The organism is Pradoshia sp. Z3_51 (genome assembly GCF_058215915.1).
Genome location: NZ_JBZAJC010000003.1, coordinates 331,608 through 347,542, shown reverse-complemented (window position 1 = coordinate 347,542; position 15,935 = coordinate 331,608). Strand labels below are relative to the sequence as shown.

The 15,935-nt window shown below is 38.2% G+C and carries 12 protein-coding genes; 11 read left to right on the top strand and 1 reads right to left on the bottom strand.

All coding sequences use genetic code 11. From position 1 onward, the window contains the following. Positions 1–156 precede the first annotated feature (156 nt). The 8 genes from dnaE (at position 157) to AC4BHA_RS08750 (ending at position 11,273) form a co-directional block, all read left to right on the top strand. Positions 157–3,513, top strand: a complete 3,357-nt coding sequence (gene dnaE, locus AC4BHA_RS08785; protein ID WP_066108931.1) for a DNA polymerase III subunit alpha — start codon at positions 157–159, stop codon at positions 3,511–3,513. 102 nt (positions 3,514–3,615) lie between these two features. Beyond that, on the top strand, positions 3,616–4,854 hold the full coding sequence (gene ystJ / locus AC4BHA_RS08780) for an NADP-dependent malic enzyme (protein ID WP_066108928.1): 1,239 nt from the start codon (positions 3,616–3,618) through the stop codon (positions 4,852–4,854). Between the two features lie 6 nt (positions 4,855–4,860). After that, positions 4,861–5,499: a FadR/GntR family transcriptional regulator gene (locus AC4BHA_RS08775; protein ID WP_066108923.1), complete on the top strand. Its 639-nt coding sequence runs from the start codon at positions 4,861–4,863 to the stop codon at positions 5,497–5,499. A gap of 373 nt (positions 5,500–5,872) precedes the next feature. Then, complete coding sequence (gene accD / locus AC4BHA_RS08770; RefSeq protein WP_066108920.1) at positions 5,873–6,736, top strand: acetyl-CoA carboxylase, carboxyltransferase subunit beta; 864 nt, start codon at positions 5,873–5,875, stop codon at positions 6,734–6,736. Further along, positions 6,736–7,713 (top strand): acetyl-CoA carboxylase carboxyl transferase subunit alpha, encoded by a 978-nt coding sequence (gene accA, locus AC4BHA_RS08765; protein ID WP_066108919.1) that lies wholly within the window; start codon positions 6,736–6,738, stop codon positions 7,711–7,713. Before accD ends, accA begins: the two co-directional genes overlap by 1 nt. 293 nt (positions 7,714–8,006) lie before the next feature. Beyond that, the gene (gene pfkA / locus AC4BHA_RS08760; protein ID WP_066108917.1) at positions 8,007–8,966 is read left to right on the top strand and encodes a 6-phosphofructokinase; all 960 of its coding nucleotides are present in this window, start codon (positions 8,007–8,009) and stop codon (positions 8,964–8,966) included. Positions 8,967–8,995: 29 nt separating this feature from the next. After that, entirely contained in the window at positions 8,996–10,756 is a 1,761-nt protein-coding gene (pyk, locus tag AC4BHA_RS08755; RefSeq protein WP_490558451.1) for a pyruvate kinase, read from the top strand. 124 nt (positions 10,757–10,880) lie between these two features. Next, positions 10,881–11,273: an FxsA family protein gene (locus AC4BHA_RS08750; protein ID WP_139892802.1), complete on the top strand. Its 393-nt coding sequence runs from the start codon at positions 10,881–10,883 to the stop codon at positions 11,271–11,273. Between the two features lie 52 nt (positions 11,274–11,325). On the opposite strand, the gene ytvI is transcribed toward AC4BHA_RS08750, so the two are convergent. Beyond that, on the bottom strand, positions 11,326–12,453 hold the full coding sequence (ytvI, locus tag AC4BHA_RS08745; protein WP_066108908.1) for a sporulation integral membrane protein YtvI: 1,128 nt from the start codon (positions 12,451–12,453) through the stop codon (positions 11,326–11,328). A gap of 149 nt (positions 12,454–12,602) precedes the next feature. On the opposite strand from ytvI, the gene AC4BHA_RS08740 reads away from it, so the two are divergent. The 3 genes from AC4BHA_RS08740 to icd all read left to right on the top strand — a co-directional run bounded on the left by AC4BHA_RS08740 (position 12,603) and on the right by icd (position 15,922). Then, on the top strand, positions 12,603–13,061 hold the full coding sequence (locus tag AC4BHA_RS08740) for a DUF441 domain-containing protein (protein ID WP_066108905.1): 459 nt from the start codon (positions 12,603–12,605) through the stop codon (positions 13,059–13,061). Positions 13,062–13,385: 324 nt separating this feature from the next. Continuing rightward, positions 13,386–14,501 carry a citrate synthase gene (gene citZ, locus AC4BHA_RS08735; RefSeq protein WP_066108903.1) on the top strand — a complete coding sequence of 372 codons (1,116 nt, stop codon included), beginning with the start codon at positions 13,386–13,388 and terminating at the stop codon, positions 14,499–14,501. Positions 14,502–14,650: 149 nt separating this feature from the next. Beyond that, positions 14,651–15,922: an NADP-dependent isocitrate dehydrogenase gene (gene icd, locus AC4BHA_RS08730; protein ID WP_066108900.1), complete on the top strand. Its 1,272-nt coding sequence runs from the start codon at positions 14,651–14,653 to the stop codon at positions 15,920–15,922. Positions 15,923–15,935 lie beyond the last annotated feature (13 nt).

Below are 15,935 nucleotides of genomic sequence, written 5' to 3'. Positions count from 1 at the left end.
TATATATGAGGGAGGGATGAGTAATATGTAATTAGGCTAAAAAGTTTTTCAACTTGCATCGAACATATTTTCTTTTTGAGCATTGGACTTCTATAATAGAGAATAAGAGAGAATTTCTCCTAAATACAAAAATGATAACAAGGATGTGACGAAAGAATGTCATTAATCCATCTTCATGTATATAGCGCGTATAGTCTTCTGGAGAGTACGTTATCAATCAGGGATATCGTTACCTCGGCAAAGAATAATGGTTTCAGCAGTATCGCATTAACAGATCGAAATGTTATGTATGGGGCTGTGTCTTTTTACAAGGAATGCATGGAACAGGGAATCAAGCCAATCATAGGTTTGACTGCAGATATATTTGATGATGAAGAGCATAAAAGTTATCCTCTTATTTTGCTGGCTAAAAATAATGAAGGATATCATAACCTAATGAAGATATCGAGTGCAATTCAAACGAAGTCTCCTGATGGTTTGCCATTCAGATGGTTGAAAGGATATGCAAGAGGCCTCATTGCCATTACACCGGGAATAGAAGGTGAAATTGAAAGTACACTTTTCCACAATGAGCAAGCTGCAGAAAAAGTCCTCTTGAAATATAAAACCTTGTTTGGTAATCAATCTTTTTATCTTTCATTGCCTAAACCGTCTACGGAAGGAATGGAGAGGGCGAAGATCAAACAACTGGCTGACAAAACGAACACCCAGCTTGTTGCAGCTCACCATATTTGTTATTTGAAGCCAGAAGATTCACTGGCTTATCAAGCATTGACTTGTTTAAAAGATAATATAAAGATAGAAGAATTGGATAAAATCGAGTTGTCTGAGAATGAAAGGAAGCATTTTGCGAGCCGTTCTGAAATGATGGAGTGGTACTCATCCGATGTGGCTGCTCTTGAAAATACGATTCAAATAGCCAAAGAATGCTGTGTAAACTTAGAGTTTAATCAAAAATTACTTCCAAAGTATCCCGTTCCTAATGATTTGTCCGCACATCAATATTTGATAGAGATTTGCAAAAAAGGATTTGCCAAGCGTTATCCAACTCCCGATAAAAAGCACTTTGAACGATTGGAATATGAATTAACTGTAATTGCTGATATGGGGTTCAGTGACTATTTCCTGATTGTCTGGGACTTTATGAATCATGCTAATAAACAAGGGATATTAACAGGTCCTGGACGTGGATCTGCTGCAGGTTCGATGGTTGCTTATGTGCTTGGAATTACCAATGTCGATCCTATTGAATACAATCTATTGTTTGAAAGGTTTCTGAATCCGGAAAGGATTACGATGCCTGATATAGATATCGACTTTCCAGACAATCGCAGAGAAGAAATGATACGGTACGTAGCAAAGAAATATGGACCCATTCATGTGGCACAAATTATAACCTTTGGTACATTTGGAGCAAAGGCTGCTTTGCGGGATGCGGGCAGAGTTTGTGGATTGAACACGAAGGAGTTGGACCAGCTATCTCGTTCGCTTCCTCCTATTAACGGACTGACCATACAATTGGCGCATTCTGAATCCAGCCGTTTCCGTACATGGATTGCAGAATCTGCACTTCATAAGCGGATTTTTGAAATCGCCAAGAAGTGGGAAGGGCTTCCAAGACATACATCCATACATGCCGCAGGGGTAATTATTACCGATCAACCGCTGACCGATTTAATTCCGATTCAGGAAGGGCATGAGGGTGTTTATTTGACCCAGTTCCCGATGGAAATTTTAGAAGAAATTGGTCTTTTGAAAATGGATTTTCTCGGACTCCGAAATTTAACTTTGCTTGATCAGATTGTGAGACAGGTAAATCGTTCATCGGGTAAGAAGATTCAGTTAAGTCAGATTCCATTGGATGACACGGCCACATTTGAGTTATTAAGTAAGGGACTAACATCAGGGATTTTTCAGTTTGAATCAGCTGGCATGCAAAATGTCCTTAAAAAGCTAAAACCCACTGTTTTTGAGGATTTGGTAGCGGTCAATGCCCTGTATAGGCCGGGCCCTATGGATAATATCCCGACATTCATAAATCGTAAACATGGAATTGAACCTATTACTTTTCCTATTACTGAATTGGAAACAATTCTGAAGCCTACCTACGGGATCATTGTGTATCAGGAACAAATAATCCAGATTGCTTCGACAATGGCCGGTTTCAGCTTAGGAGAAGCTGATTTGCTGAGAAGAGCTGTAAGTAAGAAGAAAAAAGACGTTCTCGATGAACAAAGAGCTCATTTTGTAAAAGGGGCTATGGCTAGAGGGCACGAACAGCATACGGCAAATGAAGTATATGACTTAATCGTCCGGTTCGCAAATTATGGGTTTAATAGGAGTCATGCAGTCGCTTACAGCCTAATTGCATATCAGTTAGCCTATTTAAAGGCAAATTATTTGCGCAGCTTTATGGCAGGGTTGATGACATCTGTAATTGGAAACGATGATAAAATAGCTCAATACGTTCAGGAATTAAAGTCAAAAGATTATATAGTCTATCCGCCATCAATCAATAAAAGTCATTTCCCGTTTATTCTTGAAGGAGATAAAGGGGTGCGTTACAGTCTGGCAGCTGTGAAGGGCATTGGAGCTTCCGTCTTAAAAGAACTGGTTGCAGCTCGTAAAAATGGCCCATTTGAAGATCTATTTGATGTTTGTATACGTATTCCTTCCCGTATCATAAACAGAAAAGTATTGGAAAATTTATGTTACGCGGGTGCATTTGACGAGTTTAAAATGGATCGTGCAAGTATTTTGGCAAGCATAGATGTGGCACTGGAGCATGCTGAATTGGTTCGTCCTGATTCAGGAGAAGTTGGTTTTTTTGATGCTGATGATATGTTCATTAAACCGAAATATGTAGTAGTCGACCCGATGCCAACGGACAAAAAGTTACAAAAAGAAAAAGAAGTTCTCGGCTTATATTTATCCGACCACCCAATCAGCGGTTCAAGACCTTTATTAAAACATGCAGGAGCACTTCCTCTGTCCAATTTTCCACTGAATTCAACAGGATTTGTTGGTGCTTATATTCAATCTGTTAAACTGATCCGTACAAAGAAAGGCGAAAATATGGCTTTTCTGCTTCTAAGTGATGAAACGGGTGATATGGAAGGGGTTACTTTTCCAAATGTGTACAAGCAATATTCATCCATTTTAAAAGAAGGAAATTTAGTTTTAATAGAAGGAAAGCTGGAGGAGCGCAATGGGAAGAAACAATTTATCACACAAAATCTTTATGATTTAGAGAATGATATACCGAAAATAAAGGAACTTTTTAAATCCGTCTATATTAAGGTTGCTCCAAATGTTCAAACCAATAAAACCTTAACAGCTATTCGTAATGTTTTGATTCAATATCGTGGGAACACAAAGGTGTATATATATTACGAAAAAGATACAAAAACTATTCAATTATCCAAGGAAAACTGGGTGAACCCTACTCCCGCCCTACTGAAAGATTTAGAAAGAATTATAGGAGAAGGAAATGTCCTGATTAAAGAAGATTAACTATGTACAAGACAGAATATTGTGATATATTTACAGTATAATTTTGGTCATACCAGAAGTGGGATAAAATGTATCGTATGATAAAAAGTGGGGTGTGGGTAATTGACTTTAAGAGAAGAAGCGTTGCATATGCACCGTTTAAATAAGGGGAAATTGGAAACAGTGGCCAAGGTACCTCTGCGGAATGCACACGATTTAAGCCTGGCATATTCTCCAGGTGTAGCTGAACCGTGTAAAGCTATACATGATAAACCGGAAACAGTATATGAATATACTTTCAAGGGCAATATGGTAGCCGTAGTATCAGATGGTACAGCAGTGCTTGGACTCGGCAATATTGGTCCGGAAGCTGCCCTCCCTGTGATGGAAGGAAAAGCATTATTATTTAAGGGGTTTGCAGGAGTCGATGCTTTTCCAATCTGTCTAAATACGAACGACGTAGATAAAATTGTGGAGACAGTAAAATTACTTGAACCAACTTTTGGCGGAATTAATTTAGAAGATATTGCGGCTCCAAATTGTTTTGTCATTGAAGAAAGATTGAAAAAAGAAACGAATATCCCTGTTTTCCATGACGATCAGCACGGTACAGCAATTGTAACGGTTGCAGGTCTTGTTAATGCCTTGAAGCTTTCCAATAAGAAAATGTCTGAGATTAAAGTGGTTGCAAATGGCGCTGGTGCTGCCGGTATTGCCATTATTAAGCTACTATATCACTTTGGTGTACGCGATTTAATTATGTGTGATAGCAAGGGTGCGATTTATGAAGAACGCCCATATGGTATGAATGCTGTAAAAGCAGAGGTGGCTAAATATACAAATCGTGATCATTTGGAAGGCAGTCTTGAGGACGTCATTAAAGATGCAGATGTTTTTATCGGTGTTTCGGTTGCAGGCGCGCTAACTCCTGAAATGATTAAATCAATGGCCTCAGATCCAGTCATTTTTGCGATGGCCAATCCAGTTCCCGAAATTATGCCGGAATTGGCTAAAGAAGCAGGTGCGGCAGTCGTAGGAACTGGTAGATCCGATTTCCCCAACCAGGTAAACAATGTTTTAGCCTTTCCGGGAATTTTTCGAGGGGCTCTGGATGTAAGAGCAACTCATATTAATGAGAAAATGAAAGTTGCAGCCGTTGAGGCGATTGCAAATCTAATTACAGATGAAGAGCTGCAAACGGATTATGTAATCCCTGCTCCTTTTGACCCGCGAGTTGCTCCGGCAGTAGCTGCTGCAGTAGCAAAAGCGGCGATGGAAACAGGGGTTGCAAGATTAAAAGTTGATCCGGAAGAAATCAGAAAGAAGACAGAATTACTATCATCCATTGGAAAAAGTGAGTGATGACAGATGGAATTACAAACTGAAGGACAGCCAAAAGTATATTTAGAAATAGTTCGCAAGCTGCAAAGAATGATTGAAGAGGATCATCTTGTTCCAGGTGATAAAATCCCCTCTGAACGGGAGCTGTCTGACCGCTTAAATGTTGGCCGTTCCTCAGTCAGAGAAGCTTTAAGAGCGTTGGAGCTTTTGGGATTGATTGAAACAAGAAGAGGAGAAGGAACATTCATTCATGATTTTCAAGAGCATAAGCTTGTTGAATTACTTGGCTCATTTTTCATTTTAGAAGGTAAAACAAAAGAAGATTTGATTGAAGTGAAATTGTTGTTAGAAAAAGATTGTATACGTATAATGTCCGAATACAACCGTAAAAATCCTGAGACTATTAAAGATCTATATAATTGGGCTAGAACCAACTCATTTACGGACGAGGCTTACTTCTCTCAATTAGCCAGTTTGACTGACAATCGATTGATGGAAAGAATTTGGAAAACGGTAAACAGTTACTGTAAAGCATCTGGCTATGAATTCTCCATTCAAGACCGAAAGCAATATATTATTTTAGCTGCTTTAATGGAAAACGGGGAAAAAGATCAAGCACTTGAAATATATGATACAAAAATCAGAGCTACTGCGAAAAGTGAATAATAGATATCTGTAGTATATTGGCCTTATATAGGTACGTTTTGTAAACTATATAAGGCCAATTTTATAAACTTTCCATTGCTTGCAATTAAGGTTTATAGATTTACTAAGACATAAGGGTTAATGAAGATGCATATGATTTGTCCTATTGGTCGGTAAGGATATGATTTTTCAAAGATGTGTTTCTTGTATGTAGATAAGATAGGACTTCAATAATGTGCAAGTAGTTTGTCCTATTACCATAGTCTGTATATATCTGATGGGATGGCAGGTATAATGGACAAGGTGGTTTCAGTAATCACTGGCTGATGAGAAAATCAGTAAGGTTTATTTATGAACCATTGATGTACTGTATTACGAAAGGGGATCGAGAGTTTTGTTGAAAGACATGTTTTCTCGTACAAAAAAGAAAAAGTATGCAACCATTCCTTCTGATAAAGCAAATCAAGATGTGCCTGAAGGAATTATGATGAAATGTCCGTCTTGTAAAACTATTAAATACTCTAAAGAAATATTAAAAAATGATAAAGTTTGTCCTAAATGTGGTTATCACCACCCGATGAGTGCAGTTGAACGTTTAAGCAATTTAATGGATAAAGGGTCTTTTGAGGAGTACGATCGGGGGATGATATCGGAAAATCCACTGAACTTTCCCGATTATACAGAAAAGCTCGATAGAGATCGAAATAAGACAAAACAAAATGAAGCTGTAGTAACAGGAATAGGTCGAATTAGTGGTCATACCACTGTGATTGCTGTAATGGACTCTACATTTCGTATGGGCAGTATGGGCTCTGTAGTTGGTGAAAAGATAACCCGGGCCATTGAAAAAGCTGATGAATTAAAGGTACCTTTTATTATATTTACCGCATCCGGAGGAGCCAGAATGCAAGAGGGAGTTATAAGTCTCATGCAAATGGCAAAAACAAGTGCAGCCTTAAAACGTTTCAGTGAGCATAGCGGTTTGATTATATCGGTTATGACTCATCCAACTACCGGTGGGGTATCAGCGAGTTTTGCTTCTCTCGGAGATTATAACCTTGCAGAACCTAAAGCTTTAATTGGATTTGCCGGCCGTCGAATAATCGAGCAAACAATCCATGAAAAGTTACCGGAAGATTTTCAAACTGCTGAATTCCTTCTAAAACATGGTCAACTGGATGCAGTAGTGCCGAGAAATAAAATGAAAGATACACTGGCTGCAATTATCGATATTCATACATCAGGGGGGAGTAAATAATGCCGGGTGAATTGTCATTTGAAAAACCAATACAGGATTTACAAAAAAAAATAGATGAATTAAAGAAAATGACTTCACACTCTGATGGAGAGTTTACAGAGGAAATTAATAAGCTGGAGGAACGCTTGGGCCAATTGGAAAAAGAGCTGTATCTAGATATTAAGCCTTGGGATCGAGTTGAAATAGCCCGGCACTCATTACGCCCTACAACCTGCGATTACATAGAACACTTATTTACATCGTTCTTTGAATGTCATGGGGATCGACTTTTTGGTGATGATGAAGCAATAGTGGGCGGCATAGCTAAGTATCATGGGATGCCGGTGACTGTTATTGGTCATCAGCGAGGTAAGGATACAAAGGATAATATACGACGGAATTTTGGCATGCCTCATCCAGAAGGATATAGAAAAGCTTTACGACTCATGAAGCAAGCGGAAAAATTCAGGAGGCCAATTATTTGTTTTATTGATACAAAGGGAGCCTATCCTGGTAAAGCGGCAGAAGAAAGAGGTCAAAGTGAAGCTATTGCTAGAAATTTATTCGAAATGGCCGGTTTAAAGGTGCCAATCGTTTGTATAGTAATTGGAGAAGGAGGAAGTGGCGGAGCTTTAGCACTTGGTGTGGGAGACCATATTCATATGCTTGAAAATTCAACTTACTCAGTTATTTCTCCTGAAGGAGCTGCATCCATCCTCTGGAAAGATGCATCCATGGCAAAGAAGGCAGCGGAATCCATGAAAATTACGGCACCAGATTTAAAAGAGTTAGGCATTATAGATCAAATTATTCCTGAAGTACTTGGCGGTGCTCATCGCTCGGTTAAAGATCAGGCTGAAGAGATTGATAAAATATTAAAAAATTCGCTTGATACATTAAAAAATATGAGTGAGGAAGAGCTAGTCAATAAAAGATATGAAAAATATAAAAATATTGGCAAGTACGGATTTTCGACTCAATTTGTAAAGAATCATTAAACGTACATGAAAATGTACGTTTCTTTTTTGTTCAATAGGGAAAAATACACACGATGTACAATTTTTTTTAATCCCTTGATAATAATGAGAATCTCTCAATGTGATAGCGTTTTCATATAAAATTCCTTGGTACAAAGGGCTTTACGAAAGGATTTTGTTATCATAGAATAAGGATGCGATTATGAATAAACGGAAACAACTATATTTCGTGATTGTGTTTCTGTCTGTCTATATACAGATGCTATAAACAGATGTGTACTCAATGAAGATAATACTAAACTTGGGGTGATATCATGAAAAGAATAGGTGTATTAACAAGTGGGGGAGATTCACCAGGCATGAATGCCGCAGTACGTGCCGTTGTAAGAAAAGCGATTTACCATAATATTGAGGTTTATGGGATTTACAACGGATACCAAGGTCTTTTAAATGGGAACATAAAAAAGCTTGAGATCGGATCTGTAGGAGATATTATACATAGAGGCGGAACGATGCTGTATACGGCTCGTTGTCCGGAATTCAAGGAAAGAGATGTTCAATTGCAAGGTATAGAACAATTGAAGAAATTTGGAATTGAAGGACTTGTTGTTATAGGTGGAGATGGTTCTTATCGTGGAGCCAAAGCTTTAACAGAACATGGATTTCCATGTATAGGTGTACCGGGCACGATTGATAATGATATTCCAGGAACCGAATTCACAATTGGATTCGATACTGCCTTGAATACCGTTATTGATTCTATTGATAAAATCAGAGATACAGCTACTTCACACGAAAGAACATACGTTATTGAGGTAATGGGAAGAAATGCCGGAGATCTTGCACTATGGGCAGGACTTGCAGGCGGAGCGGAATCTATTCTTATCCCCGAAGAAAACTATGATATGAATGATATCATTAATAAGCTGAAGCGTGGGCATGATAGAGGAAAGAAACATAGTATTATTATTGTTGCTGAAGGTGTTGGCAGTGGTATGGAAATCGGTGAAGATATCCAGAAACGCACTGGCTTCGAAACGCGTGTGACAGTTCTAGGACATGTTCAGCGCGGTGGATCACCAACAGCGACAGATCGCGTATTAGCCAGTCGATTGGCTGCTAATGCAGTTGAATTGCTCCTTGATGGAAAAGGCGGCCGCGCAGTAGGGATCGTTAACAATAAATTGGTTGATTATGACATTATTGAGGCATTAAAGATACCTCATGTGGTTGACAAAAAAATGTATGAATTATCTCAGGAGCTTTCAATTTAATTAAGAAATAGTAAATAGGAGGATACAACGTGCGTAAAACAAAAATCGTATGTACAATTGGACCAGCCAGTGAATCATTAGAAAAGTTAAAAGCATTAATGGAAGCAGGAATGAATGTTGCCCGTCTAAACTTTTCTCATGGTAGCCATGAAGAGCACCGTGCAAGAATTCAAACTATTCGCCAGGCTGCAGAAGAAACTGGTAAAACAGTTGGGATTTTACTTGATACAAAAGGACCGGAAATTCGCACTCACAACATGGAAAATGGTGGGTTCGAATTAGTAGCAGGTCAAGATGTTACCATTTCTATGACTGAAGTACTTGGTACTCCGGAGAAATTCTCAATCACTTATGAAGGCTTAATTGATGATGTTCATGAAGGATCCAGAATCCTTGTTGATGATGGTTTAATTGGTCTTGAAGTAACTGGTTTAGATAAAGATAAAAAAGAAATCTATACAAAAGTTCTTAACACAGGAATGATTAAGAATAAAAAAGGTGTTAACGTACCAGGAGTTTCTGTCAAATTACCAGGAATTACACAAAAAGATGCGGAAGATATCGTATTCGGTATTCAAGAAGATGTTGATTTCATTGCAGCTTCCTTTGTAAGAAGAGGAGCGGACGTTCTTGAAATCAGAGAATTGCTTGAAAATCATAATGCAGGTCATATCCAAATCATCCCGAAAATCGAAAACCACGAAGGTGTAGAAAATATTGAAGAGATCTTAGCGGTTTCTGATGGTTTAATGGTTGCGCGTGGGGACCTTGGCGTTGAAATTCCTGCCGAAGATGTACCTCTTGTTCAAAAAGATTTAATTAAACGCTGCAATACAGTGGGTAAACCGGTTATTACAGCAACGCAAATGTTAGATTCAATGCAACGTAATCCTCGTCCAACTCGTGCGGAAGCAAGTGACGTAGCGAATGCAATTTTTGATGGAACAGATGCAATCATGCTTTCAGGTGAAACAGCAGCTGGCCAATATCCAGTTGAAGCTGTTCAAACTATGCACAACATTGCTAGTAAAGCAGAAACAGCTTTAAATTATAAAGCAATTCTTTCTGCCCGCAGTAAAGATCATGATTATAATGTAACTGATGCAATTGGGCAATCTGTAGCACATACAGCATTAAACTTAAATGTTTCAGCTATTATTACACCGACACAAAGTGGATCAACAGCACGTGTAATTTCCCGTTACCGTCCTAAAACACCTATCATCGCAATCACATCTGATGAAAGAGTGATGAGAAGATTAGCGTTGGTATCTGGTGTATATCCAATTCTAGGAACTAGTACTACTACTACAGATGATATGCTTGAAAATGCAGTTCAAGCAGCAACTGAGAAAAACTTAGTAAAACCTGGTGAATTGGTTATTATCACAGCGGGTGTACCAGTGAATGAATCAGGCACAACTAATATTATGAAAATCCACTTGATCGGTTCTGTTTTAGCAAGTGCTCAAGGAATTGGAAGAAAGTCTGCTTCAGGCCGTGTAGTTATTGCTAACAACGCTGAAGAAGCGATTGCTAAAGCAAAAGAAGGTTGTATTTTAGTTACAAATGCAACGGACAAAGATATGATGCCAGCGATTGAAAAATGCGCAGCATTGGTAACTGTAGAAGGCGGTTTAACAAGCCATGCTGCAGTAGTTGGTTTAAGCCAGGGTATTCCGGTTATTGTTGGATTTGAAAATGCTACAATAGTGTTACAGGACAACCAGGTTATTACTGTAGATAGCCGAAGCGGCCGTATTTACGAAGGTAATACAGGAATTCTGTAATAAACATGATGGAGCTGTTTGCTTAGCTGTTTGCTAATTTAAACAGCTCTTTTTTCTATCCACTTCTATCAATTATGCTAAACTAAAGGAAAATGCCAGACACTTTGCAATAAGGAGGTTCCTAATGAAGCTCTCAACCATATTTTTCATTCTGATACCAATTATTGAAATTATTGTTTTGTTGGTGTCGGGTTCTTATTTGGGTATTGGCTGGACGGTTTTCCTCATCTTTTTTACTGGGATCATCGGAGTATTCTTGGCCAAGAAACAAGGCTTGCAGGTCATCCAGCGCGCAAAGGACCAGATGAGTAAAGGATTTATGCCCGGTGAAGAAGTATACAGCGGGATCTGTATTCTAATTGGAGGCTTCCTGTTATTACTGCCTGGTTTTATCAGTGATATAGTGGGGTTCCTGCTGCTAATGCCATTTACAAGGAAAGCCTTTAAGCCAATCCTCTATGCACTGCTTACAAAGTATATGAGTAAATCACGCAAAACGATTACGATTATTCGATAAATGAGGGGCTGCTTCTGACGATGGAAAAATCGTTGGATGCAGCCTCCTCCTTTTATTTAGGAGGAGGGGGCTGAATTCCCATAATATAATCTTTTAAATCATGAAGGATATGCAATTTATATAATGTACTCAATATCACTAAGATAATGGGACCTAAAATAAAACCTAAAAACCCAATTAGCTTAAATCCGACAAAGATAGCAACTAAAGTAGCCAATGGATCCAGACCGATGCTTGAGGAAAGGATTTTCGGTTCCATGAATTGCCTTTGAACAATCACTACCGTATATAAAATACCAAGACCAAGTGCAAATCCGAAGTTGCCGATAATCAACTCGTATATAATCCATGGAACGAAAACTAAACCTGTACCCAGATAGGGCAATAAATCAACAAATCCAATTATAAGGGCGATTGTAATGGCATAATCAACCCGCAGAATTAATAAACCAACCAGAACAATTAAGGCTGTTATTGATATTAACGTCAGCTGTGCTCTTATAAAACCGAATAATGCTTTCTCCAACTCTTTCATGACGTTCTTAAGATTGTACATGGTTTTATTCGGTAGCATTTTTTTACTGTAATTAATAAATCTATCCCATTCCTTCGCAATAAAAAATGTGGCCAGTAAAGTAAAGATAGCCCCTGTTCCTACACTTGGAAGCCAGCCAATAACAACAGGCAAAAAAGCTAAAAACGATTGTAGAATCGACACAATGGTATTACCAGCTTCTTTCCCTAGCTGTTCTATATTTGACAAAATGGTATCCTGTTGCCCTGTATCAAGAGTATTAAAGAAGGATATGATTTTCTCGTAGAATGGGATGAAGTGATTTGTAATGTAATTTTGTGTATATACTACCATCGTATTTAAATGTTCAGGCAATGCTTCTGACAGATAGGTTATCCCGGCAACCATTTCAGCTACAAGAAAGGTAATCAAACCAGCAATAAGCGCAACCGTAACAAGCATAGAGAGAATAACAGATAAACTTTTTGGTATTTTAAGTTTATTCGTTAAGAACGTAACAAAAGGTTTAAGCAAGTAGGCAAACGAAAAACCTATGATAAATGGGTATGTATATTTAGCTATGATAAGCAGTAAATAAACGGATAGATAAATCCCGATAATAACGACTAAGAAGCGTAAAACTCTATAAAGGTGTTCAAGGTTCATATAAGCCTCCTTTATTTGGCTTTCTGAATTTAATTATATTCTTTAAGATCATTAAAAGAAAGTTCATATATTAACCACAAGTGGTATTTTTTGAAATTATCAGTCTTTTTATACTTGATATACATTTTCAACAGGAAGGATGAAACATCATGTATGGTCCATACATATTTTTAGTTATTCTTTTGGCGATAGGGATATTTGCGAAAAACAGTTCCCTTACATTTGCAGTTCTTTTTTTGCTTGTATTTAAAATTGTCGGTTTAGATGGAAAAATGTTCAGTTATATTCAGTCTAAGGGGATTAATTGGGGTGTTACGATTATTACCATTGCTGTATTAGTGCCGATTGCCACAGGCCATATAGGGTTTAAGCAACTGACGGAAGCAATGAAATCGCCGTATGCCTGGATTGCTATGTTATCTGGAATAGCCGTTGCATTAATTGCGAAGAATGGTGTGCAGCTTTTGGTAAGTGATCCTCATATTACGGTGGCACTCGTTTTTGGAACGATCCTAGCTGTCGGTCTTTTTAATGGGGTAGCAGTAGGTCCATTAATCGGAGCTGGGATTGCATATCTTGCCATGCAGCTTATTGATTTTTTCAGATAATTATTAAGATAAAATACTTTTGGATTTTTATAAGGTGTTTTTGTTTCACAAATTTTAAATAATTGTTTATAATTGAAAACAGGGCATAGATTTCACAGATTTGTAAAAAATTTCTTGTGAAATCTATTGTTATTCTGAGCAATCGTTCAACGAGGGAGATGCTGGGTGAAATTTACGCTCTTATGATAACGCTTACTTACAAGTAAGAGATATAAATGTGATGAAAGCATATAGGCAATACATACATTACAGTGAAGCGGTAACCCAATTCGTCAACCAAAATCAGGAACATAGGGGAGATTTCTAGCAAAGGAGAGAAAAACCATGTCTGTTACAAAGGGTCTTGAAGGAGTAGTGGCTACATCATCTTCAATCAGTTCTATTATCGATGACACATTGACATATGTCGGTTATGATATCGATGATTTGGCTGAAAACGCAAGTTTCGAAGAGGTTATTTATTTGTTATGGCATCGCAGATTACCCAACAAGCTAGAATTGGAAGATTTGAAGAATCAACTTGCTGCAAATGCAGGACTTCCTAATGAAATGATTGAACATTTCAAAATGTATCCGATTGATACGATTCATCCAATGGGAGCATTAAGAACAGCTGTATCTTTATTGGGGTTATATGATGAGGAAGCCGATATTATGGATGAAGAAGCAAATTTCAGAAAAGCAATACGTTTGCAAGCTAAAATCCTATCCATTGTGACGGCTTTTTCACGCATTCGTAAAGGCGAAGAACCTATTGCGCCACGTAAAGATTTTGGCTATGCACAGAATTTTCTTTATATGCTGAATGGCAAAGAACCTGAACAGATTGAAATTGAGGCATTTAACAAAGCATTAGTTTTACATGCGGACCATGAATTAAATGCATCTACATTTACTGCGCGTGTATGTGTAGCTACATTGTCGGATATTTATTCGGGTGTCACAGCAGCAATTGGTGCCTTAAAGGGACCATTGCATGGCGGGGCTAATGAAGCAGTTATGAAAATGCTATCTGAAATAGGCTCTGTTGAAAATGTTGATAGCTATATAAGTAATAAATTAGCAAATAAAGAAAAGATAATGGGCTTTGGACATCGTGTCTACAGAAAAGGAGATCCACGTGCAAAGCATCTTCGTGAAATGTCCCAAAGACTCACGAACTTAACGGGTGAACCGAAGTGGTATGAAATATCTTCCAAAATTGAAGAGCTAGTTACTTCAAAAAAACCGCTTCCTCCAAATGTAGATTTTTATTCTGCTTCTGTATACCACAGTCTGGGGATTGATCATGATTTATTTACACCTATCTTTGCGGTTAGCCGTATGTCAGGATGGATTGCCCATATTCTGGAGCAATATGAAAACAACCGATTGATTCGCCCGCGTGCTGAATATGTGGGACCAGGAATGCAAAAATATATACCAGTTAATAATCGTTAATAAGAGGTCAAATTATCTGAAAATTAATAGTAGGATGATTTGTTAATTAACTTCTGGATAGTTATACTTAAATTTATAGATTTAGAGAAAAGGTTAGCTGAAACGGACTGTTTCACTAACCTTGTATATTGATGTTGGAGGGGATTTGAATGAGTATGGGAGAAAAAATCACAGTTGTCGATGGAGTACTGCAAGTGCCAAACCAGGCGATTATACCATTTATTGAAGGGGATGGAACAGGTCCTGATATTTGGGCAGCTGCATCAAGAGTGTTGGAAGCGGCAGTAAACAAAGCATACAATGGGGAAAAAGAAATAGTTTGGAAAGAAGTACTTGCTGGTGAGAAAGCATTTAATCAAACAGGAGAATGGCTTCCTAAAGAAACGCTTGACGTTATTAAAGAATATTTAATCGCGATTAAAGGACCGCTTACAACACCGGTTGGCGGAGGTATTCGTTCTTTAAATGTAGCTTTGCGCCAAGAACTTGATTTATATACTTGCTTGCGCCCGGTTCGTTATTTTAATGGAGTTCCATCACCGGTTAAAAGACCACAGGACACGGATATGGTTATCTTCCGTGAAAATACAGAAGACATTTATGCAGGAATTGAATATGCAAAAGGATCTGATGACGTTAAAAAATTATTAACCTTCCTGCGTGAAGAAATGGGTGTTTCCAAAATCCGTTTCCCTGAGACTTCCGGACTTGGAATCAAGCCGATTTCTGAAGAAGGCACAAAACGTCTTGTCAGAGCTGCACTTAATTATATAATTAAAGAAGGACGTAAATCCCTCACGCTTGTTCATAAAGGAAATATCATGAAGTTTACAGAGGGAGCCTTCAAAAACTGGGGTTATGAAGTTGCTGAAGAAGAATTCGGTGATCAAGTATTCACTTGGGCACAGTATGACCGCATTAAAGAAGCAGAAGGTACAGAGGCTGCAAACAAAGCACAGGCAGATGCAGAGGCAGCTGGTAAAATTATTGTTAAAGATTCCATTGCAGATATCTTCCTGCAGCAAATCTTAACAAGACCAAGAGAATTTGATGTAGTTGCAACCATGAATCTAAATGGAGATTATATCTCTGACGCTCTTGCAGCACAGGTTGGTGGAATAGGTATTGCGCCTGGTGCCAATATCAACTATGTTACAGGCCATGCAATTTTTGAAGCAACACACGGAACAGCACCTAAATATGCTGGTCTTGATAAGGTGAATCCTTCATCAGTAATCCTATCAGGTGTATTGATGCTTGAGCATCTGGGCTGGACTGAAGCTGCTAATTTGATTACACAATCAATGGAAAAAACGATAGAAACAAAAGTGGTTACATATGACTTCGCCCGTTTAATGGATGGAGCGAGTGAAGTGAAATGTTCTGAATTTGCTGATGAGCTCATAAAAAATATGGATTAATAATTCACGAAAG

Bases quoted from the DNA above. Each gene is read 5' to 3' on its own strand.
- citZ (WP_066108903.1), top strand. From the start codon at position 13,386: ATGTCTGTTACAAAGGGTCTTGAAGGAGTAGTGGCTACATCATCTTCA.
- AC4BHA_RS08750 (WP_139892802.1), top strand. From the start codon at position 10,881: ATGAAGCTCTCAACCATATTTTTCATTCTGATACCAATTATTGAAATT.
- icd (WP_066108900.1), top strand. From the start codon at position 14,651: ATGAGTATGGGAGAAAAAATCACAGTTGTCGATGGAGTACTGCAAGTG.
- AC4BHA_RS08740 (WP_066108905.1), top strand. From the start codon at position 12,603: ATGTATGGTCCATACATATTTTTAGTTATTCTTTTGGCGATAGGGATA.
- ytvI (WP_066108908.1), bottom strand. From the start codon at position 12,453: ATGAACCTTGAACACCTTTATAGAGTTTTACGCTTCTTAGTCGTTATT.
- pfkA (WP_066108917.1), top strand. From the start codon at position 8,007: ATGAAAAGAATAGGTGTATTAACAAGTGGGGGAGATTCACCAGGCATG.
- dnaE (WP_066108931.1), top strand. From the start codon at position 157: ATGTCATTAATCCATCTTCATGTATATAGCGCGTATAGTCTTCTGGAG.
- AC4BHA_RS08775 (WP_066108923.1), top strand. From the start codon at position 4,861: ATGGAATTACAAACTGAAGGACAGCCAAAAGTATATTTAGAAATAGTT.
- accA (WP_066108919.1), top strand. From the start codon at position 6,736: ATGCCGGGTGAATTGTCATTTGAAAAACCAATACAGGATTTACAAAAA.